The following is a 6,664-nucleotide window of genomic DNA, read 5'->3' as shown; positions in this document are numbered from 1 at the left end:
CTACCACCGACCAGGACGCCACGCTCCCGACCGACTCCATCGCCACTGACGATCCTGCAAACCAGAATATCAATAGTACCGCCTCCGCTTTGCTGAGAACCATCGTTGGCACTTCGGACGAAGGCGTTATCCGGGGAATTTTCTTCGGCGACCCGGTCGGTAAGGTACGAGCTGCCGAGACCTTCGAAATGTTCGAGGACTCGTTGCGCCATGTGGGTTACACTTTTGAAACCGATCAACTGGAAACAATCGATGTGCTGTACTACTTCGCGCCCACAGGTCGGATGGTCAATAAAATAACGGTCGATGTTTACCTCAACAGCGAAGAAACCACCCAACAACTGTGGCAGGTGGCTAAGAAGCACTTTACAAAAAAATACGGAACCCCGCGGGAAGATAAGGCTCGCCGTATGAGTTGGGAGCAAGCACCCGTCCAAGTCAGCGTGGAAGAGGTATCCGTAGGCAAAGACTACGGACTGAAAATGATATTTACGCCTACTGACAAAACAATGCTGGCAGGTATAATACGGCCGCTGGTAGAAACGCGACTTATCGCGTCAAAGGTCGAATAAGCTCAGAAACCGCAATGCTAACTACTACCTACAAAATGCCAAGGGTTTTCGTCGTCCTTCTGATGACTGCACTCTTGTCTTCCCCAACTCAGGCGCAAAAGAAGAGCAGGAAAGACCACCTGATTACCCTCTCGACCGAGGCAGGGACGATGCACCTCATTCTATTTGACGAAACGCCACTGCACAAAGCCAATTTTCTCAAATTAGCCAAGAATGGTTTTTACGACGGTCTGCTGTTTCACCGCGTCATTGAGAATTTCATGATTCAGGGCGGTGATCCGAATTCTAAGAACGCCGAACCAGGCGTTGCTCTGGGCAACGGTAGTGTGGACTACAAAATTCCCGCTGAATTTCGTCCCGATTTATTTCATCGCAAAGGTGCAGTAGCCGCCGCCCGAGACGGTAACCCCAAGAAAGAATCGAGCGGTTGCCAATTCTACATCGTGCAGGGACGCCCCATGCGGGGCGAGGACCTAGAGAAGCAGTTGGCCCGCAATCTGGGCGATGGCACCAGACCGCGCCAACCTACCGAAGCGCAAAAAGAGGTGTACCAAACATTGGGTGGTACTCCGCACCTTGACGGAAACTACACAGTTTTTGGGCAAGTTATCGACGGTCTGGCGGTAATCGATTCTATCGCCACCCGACTACGCGACGATCGGGATCGGCCTTTGAAAGATGTAGCGATGCAAGTGTCAGTCAAGAAAATGCGGAAGAAGAAAATTACGCGGAAGTATGGGTATCAGTTCGAATAACAGGAATATATGAGCAGCAAACGAATACTTGTTACGGGTTCCAACGGGCTTTTGGGCCAAAAGTTGGTAGAACTACTGGTCCAGAAGCCCGATATCGAGGTGGTTGCCACGGCGAGGGGTGACAACCGTCTGCCATTTGTTGAAGGCTACGAGTACCATTCCCTGGACATCACACGGCCCGACCAAGTACAGGAAGTGTTTGCGCTTACAAAGCCTGACGTGGTGATTCACACGGCTGCCATGACCAACGTCGATCAGTGCGAGTCGGAGAAGGAAGCGTGTTGGGACTTGAACGTGAAAGCCGTCGAGTACCTGGTGGATGCCTGTCGTGAAAATGGCACTTTCCTGGTTCACCTTTCCACCGACTTTATTTTCGACGGTGCCGCCGGGCCTTACGACGAAACCGCCGAGGCCAATCCGCTTAGTTTTTATGGTTGGAGCAAGTACGCTGCCGAGAAGATTATCATCAATTCGGGGCAATTTGCCACGCCGATCCGCTGGGCCATTGCCCGCACGGTGCTGGTGTACGGCATCGCCCACGACATGAGTCGTAGCAATATTATTCTGTGGGTAAAGAAATCACTAGAAGAAGATAAGGATATCAAAGTCGTCACCGACCAGTGGCGCTCCCCTACTTTGGCCGAAGACCTCGCCGTAGGCTGCTTCCTTATCGCTGATCAGCAGGCCGATGGTATTTTCAATATCTCAGGTAAAGACCTGTTGACACCCCACGAAATGGCGACCATGACGGCAGATTATTTTGATCTCGATAAATCACTGATCGCCGAAGCTGATTCCACCACCTTTACGCAGCCCGCCAAACGTCCGGCCCGCACGGGGTTCGTACTGGACAAAGCCCAGGAAGTGCTGGGCTACGCACCACGTAGTTTTCGGGAAGGAATTGCGATGCTGGCTGAGCAGGTCGGGGAAAAGTAGTTTGAAAATAAACCTACCGTAAGTCCACCACTTCTACGCCGGGATACTGCTTGGCATCGAAGGCGAAGTAGCTGTCCGCTACGTTCACATCAGGTTGGAACTTGTCGATGGTATAGGTCACTAATTGACCATTGCTCATTAGGATACGCCACTTCTTGATGGACTTATCCTTCTTATCGACCTTAATCTGAACCTTAGCTATTTTGGCGTAGCTGGTAGTCGGAGCCAGTTCGATGGTTTCGTAGGTTTGTCCGCCTTCCTTGCTCTCTTTCAAGAATTTGTACTTGTAGTTTTTCTTGTAAGCCGTAAAAATCTGCGTGGGATTCAGGTCACCCAGTTCAGCGGGGTCGTAATCTTGCAGCGTCACTTCTTTTGTCTCCGGCGCGTAGGTCGCCATAATCTTGCCATCGTTAAAGACTTCCTGCCCGGACATCTTCAAACGAAATTTATCTCCTTTCACTGTCACTTCTCCCTTTGCATCGCGTCCTCCCTCGGAAGCAAAAGTAAACGTGGCTTTGTAAGATTTCAAATCCTCGTAGTTCTTACTCATCGCCTCTAAAATTCCGGCGGCTTTGCTATCCGTTTGTGAAAAAGACGAAGTTCCGGTGAAGAGTATCGCTAAAATCAGCGTGAATGTTCCTGAATATTTTTTCATTGTCAATAAAGTTATGGTTGGTAACGGGGGTTAGAAGGGGGAGCGACGGTTGGGTTTAAAATTGACTTTGTATTAGTGATTAACGGTTAAAGTACTGAACAGTCAAGGGTGCGCGGACTTCAGAAGAAGCAATAGTAGAACGCCGTTTGACCCTTGACCTAACAAACTATCCTCCTTCGCTATAGCCCTGCACTCTTCAAATGTTGTTCCAGCGATTCCAGGTCATGGAAAAGAACGTCGCGGGCCTTGCTGCCGGTGAAGGGGCCAACGATACCCAACGCCTCCAGCTGATCCATGATGCGGCCAGCGCGGTTGTAGCCTAGCTTCATCTTGCGTTGAATGAGTGATGTACTACCCTGCTGATGCGTGACGACCAATCGAGCGGCATCGGGTAGAAGTTGGTCAAAATCATCCGTGTCCAGGTCGGCGCGGCTACCGTCGCCGTCTTCCCCTTCGTACTCGGGTAAGGCGTACGCTTCGCCGTAGCCGCGCTGACTGCCGATGAACTCGCAGACATCCTCGATCTCGCGGGTGTCAATGTAGGGGCATTGTAGACGCACGATTTCGGAATTGATAGCCAGCAGCATATCGCCTTGCCCGACCAATTGCTCAGCCCCACCGCTGTCAAGAATGGTGCGGGAGTCGATGCTGGACGTTACACGGAACGACAGGCGAGCGGGGAAGTTGGCTTTGATCAAACCTGTGATGACTTTCACCGAAGGCCGTTGCGTAGCCAGCACGAGGTGAATGCCGACGGCCCGGGCCAACTGCGCCAGGCGGGCAATGGGCGTCTCGACTTCCTTCCCGGCGGTCATCATCAGGTCGGCCAACTCGTCGATGACCAGCACGATGTAGGGCAGAAAGTGGTGGCCGTTTTCGGGATTCAGCTTGCGCTGCACAAACTTGGCGTTGTACTCTTTTAGGTTGCGGGCGGCAGCTTCCTTCAACAAATCGTAGCGATTATCCATCTCAATACACAGTGAGTTGAGCGTATGAATCACCTTCTTGGTGTCGGTGATAATCGCCTCGTCACTGTTGGGGAGTTTGGCCAAATAGTGCCTTTCCAGTTTGTTAAAAAGCGTCAGTTCCACTTTCTTCGGATCGACCAGCACAAATTTGAGTTGAGCCGGGTGCTTTTTGTAGATTAGGGAAGCCAGAATCACGTTCAGTCCCACTGATTTACCTTGTCCGGTAGCTCCAGCCATCAGCAGGTGGGGCATCCTGGCCAGGTCGGCGACGTAAATTTCGTTGGAAACGGTTTTGCCTAATACAATAGGCAGGTCGTAGTTAGACTTCTGGAAACGATCACTACCCAGCACACTGCGGATAAAGACCGTTTCGCGGTTCTTGTTGGGTACTTCAATGCCGATAGTACCGCGCCCCGGCATAGGAGCGATGATACGGATTCCTAACGCGGCCAGACTCAGGGCGATGTCTTTTTCCAGATTCTGGATCTTGGAAATGCGGACACCCGCTTCGGGAATGATTTCGTAAAGTGTGACGGTCGGGCCAGTGGTCGCCTTAATCTTGGAGATGGATATTCCGTAACTAGCCAGCGTATCCACAATGCGTTCCTTGTTGCTTTCCAGTTCGTCCTGTGAAACCTTCTGCTGGGCACTGTCGTCAATATCATTGAGCGTGTCGAGCCTGGGGAACTGAAATGAAGGTAGATCGAGCGTGGGATCATACTGCCCAAAATTGCGGAGAATTTCCTCGCTCAATTCATCGGGATCAGGTTCGTCCTCCTGCGGGATTTCCAGGGGCGGGGCTTCGTTTAGCTCCAGTTCCAACTTGGCTTCCGGCTGCGGCTCAGTGGTAACTTCCTCTTCGGTTTCCTCGGGGGCTTCTTCCTCGACAGGCGGATCATCGTAAGTCTGATCCAGCACCGAAACGGCCATCGGAGTAGTTTCCTTTTGGCTCGATACTTTTTCTTTGACGTCTTCTTCCGCTTCCACTGGAGCAACGGATTCCAACCCAGAGTTTTCCGATCGCCGACTCCGACCTTCCCGCCAACGCTCCACAGGATTTATGTCGTAAAAATAGACCGCAAAGCAGAATATGGAGACGAGAATGACGACAACGCTTCCGTAACCCATCAGGTTGCGCAGCATTTCGTTGATGTAGAAGCCGAAGCCGCCGGGTAGAAAACTCAGACTGGAACTGCTGCCGCTCATGATGACCAAGTAGCCCAATAGCATGCTGATCCAGAGCGTGAAGAAAATAACCTCTTTGGTCACGCGACTCATGTTCATGAGATCGGTGCCAATAACCATGCGCCAGCCCGCCAAAAACGGAACAACGGGAATGAGCAAGGCCGCCAAGCCGAACCAGCGATACACGAACACCTGCGAAACGAACGCCCCGAATACGCCCAGCACGTTACGGGTGTTAGCCCCCAAATCTTCCAAAGGAGCCTGACCCAATGCGCCGACCTCGCTCTGGTCTGCTGTGCCCGTAAAAATGTACGATAGGAAAGCCACCTCGAGCAACCCACTCAACACCAGCAGTACAATGCCGGCCACTAGTGTGTTCTTAGGACCGGGCGTAGTTAGCGAAGACCAATCGAACGCGAGTTGTCGCTTCGGCTTCTTTTCCTCCGGTGGGTTTTTCTTACGGCGTGTGTTGGCTCTAGACGTGTTTTCAGCCATTTATTCAATGGGCACTTGACGTTATTTCTTTCATCAAGGTGTCCTTTTATTTATGGGATTTGGTTGCTTTGTTCGACCAAAGACTTACAAATTTTACGGGCGATACCGGGGCCTTCGTAGATAAATCCGGTGTAGATTTGGAGGAGGGCGGCTCCGGCGTTCATCTTTTCCCGAGCGTCAGTTGCTGAGGCAATGCCCCCCACGCCTAGCACTGGAAAAGCGTGGCCTGATTTCTCACAAAGGTAACGAATTACTTCTGTCGAACGGTGTCGTAGCGGCTGCCCGCTCAATCCGCCCGCCCCGATTTTCTCCAAATCGGCGTCCGGCGTATTGAGTCCTTTACGTGAGACAGTCGTATTGGTCGCAATGACGCCGGCGATGCCCGTGGCTAGTACAATCTCTACGATGTCGTCCAATTGGCTATTATTCAAGTCCGGGGCAATTTTCAGGAAAATCGGCTTTGGCTTGGGCTTGTAGTTGTTTAGTTTTTGCAGCTCGCGCAGCAGGTGCGTGAGCGGTTCTTTTTCCTGCAAATCACGCAGACCGGGCGTATTGGGTGAGCTGACGTTCACCACGAAATAATCAACTACCTCGAACAAATCCTGAAAGCAACGCGTGTAGTCATCCAAGGCTTTTTCATTGGGCGTGTCTTTGTTTTTACCAATGTTTCCACCTACCATAATGTCCGATTTGCGATAACGTAGTTTGGCGGCGGCTACATTGGCTCCCTTATTGTTAAACCCCATGCGGTTGATGAGGGCCTCGTCATTTTTCAGGCGAAAAAGTCGCGGCTTTTCATTGCCCGGCTGCGGGCGCGGCGTCACAGTGCCGATCTCGACGTAGCCGAAACCCAACGCGGCCATCTCATCCACCATCTCGGCGTTTTTGTCGAAGCCTGCTGCTAGTCCCACCGGGTTTTTGAATCGAAGTCCGGCTACCTCGCGCACCAGCGACGGGTGCTCATAAATATATGTCTTTCTTAGAATATCGGGAACAAAGGGCAATGCGTAGGCAAAGCGAATTAAATCGCACACCCAGTGATGGACGCGTTCAGCATCGAAGAGAAAAAGGAGAGGAAGCAGAAGGCGTTTGTACATT

6 protein-coding genes are annotated in these 6,664 nt (G+C 51.7%); 3 read left to right on the top strand and 3 right to left on the bottom strand.

Going from position 1 to position 6,664, the window contains the following annotated elements:
- The 3 genes from ACEW8P_RS00965 to ACEW8P_RS00955 form a co-directional block, all read left to right on the top strand.
- Positions 1-572, top strand: a 572-nt coding sequence (locus ACEW8P_RS00965) for a hypothetical protein (RefSeq protein WP_373511241.1), incomplete at its 5' end; no start/stop codon positions are given.
- Between the two features lie 14 nt (positions 573-586).
- Positions 587-1,327, top strand: a complete 741-nt coding sequence (locus tag ACEW8P_RS00960) for a peptidylprolyl isomerase (protein ID WP_373511240.1) — start codon at positions 587-589, stop codon at positions 1,325-1,327.
- A gap of 9 nt (positions 1,328-1,336) precedes the next feature.
- Positions 1,337-2,263 carry an NAD(P)-dependent oxidoreductase gene (locus ACEW8P_RS00955; protein ID WP_373511239.1) on the top strand — a complete coding sequence of 309 codons (927 nt, stop codon included), beginning with the start codon at positions 1,337-1,339 and terminating at the stop codon, positions 2,261-2,263.
- 13 nt (positions 2,264-2,276) lie between these two features.
- On the opposite strand, the gene ACEW8P_RS00950 is transcribed toward ACEW8P_RS00955, so the two are convergent.
- The 3 genes from ACEW8P_RS00950 to ACEW8P_RS00940 form a co-directional block, all read right to left on the bottom strand.
- Positions 2,277-2,918, bottom strand: a complete 642-nt coding sequence (locus tag ACEW8P_RS00950) for an outer membrane lipoprotein carrier protein LolA (RefSeq protein WP_373511238.1) — start codon at positions 2,916-2,918, stop codon at positions 2,277-2,279.
- A 179-nt stretch (positions 2,919-3,097) separates the two neighbouring features.
- Positions 3,098-5,566 carry a DNA translocase FtsK 4TM domain-containing protein gene (locus ACEW8P_RS00945; RefSeq protein WP_373511237.1) on the bottom strand — a complete coding sequence of 823 codons (2,469 nt, stop codon included), beginning with the start codon at positions 5,564-5,566 and terminating at the stop codon, positions 3,098-3,100.
- 50 nt (positions 5,567-5,616) lie between these two features.
- Positions 5,617-6,663: a quinone-dependent dihydroorotate dehydrogenase gene (locus ACEW8P_RS00940; RefSeq protein ID WP_373511236.1), complete on the bottom strand. Its 1,047-nt coding sequence runs from the start codon at positions 6,661-6,663 to the stop codon at positions 5,617-5,619.
- Position 6,664: the final 1 nt, after the last annotated feature.

The sequence above is a fragment of the Persicitalea sp. genome (assembly GCF_041751555.1).
Classification (GTDB): Bacteria; Bacteroidota; Bacteroidia; order Cytophagales; family Spirosomataceae; genus Persicitalea.
Note: the sequence above shows the minus strand (reverse complement) of the source record. Positions and strands in the feature narration are given on the sequence as shown.